General features: G+C 39.6%; 1 protein-coding gene. It reads left to right on the forward strand.

Annotation, left to right across the window (positions count from 1 at the left end):
• A partial coding sequence (locus COZ07_RS03635; protein ID WP_406607227.1) for a hypothetical protein occupies window positions 1-379 on the forward strand: 379 nt, incomplete at both ends.

The following is a 379-nucleotide window of genomic DNA, read 5'->3' on the forward strand; positions in this document are numbered from 1 at the left end:
ATGCACAGTCCTTTGGAGAAATTATTTTTATCTCTGCAGACCAAAGTATCCTGATTTTTAAAAATTCTACTCCTCAATTAGAAAAATTGCATCCAGGTGATATCCTGTTCTTAAGGGTAAACGAAGATAGCAGTTATGGTAACTTATATCAGATTAAGCACCTTATGAAAGGTGAGCTTAACCGCGACAACGAAGGGATAATTATTGAAATTATTCCCTGGGTTAGGAATCATCCTCCCCTCATCTCTGGTCTTATCGCTCGACCTTCTACCCTGGAGATTGGCCAGCAAAGCGATTTAACCTGTTATGCCGCAGATGAGGATAAGGATGAACTTTTTTACAGTTGGATTAGTACGGGAGGAACTCTTTTAGGAAATGG

The sequence above is a fragment of the Candidatus Infernicultor aquiphilus genome (assembly GCF_002784285.1).
Taxonomy (GTDB): Bacteria; Atribacterota; Phoenicimicrobiia; order Phoenicimicrobiales; family Phoenicimicrobiaceae; genus Infernicultor; species Infernicultor aquiphilus.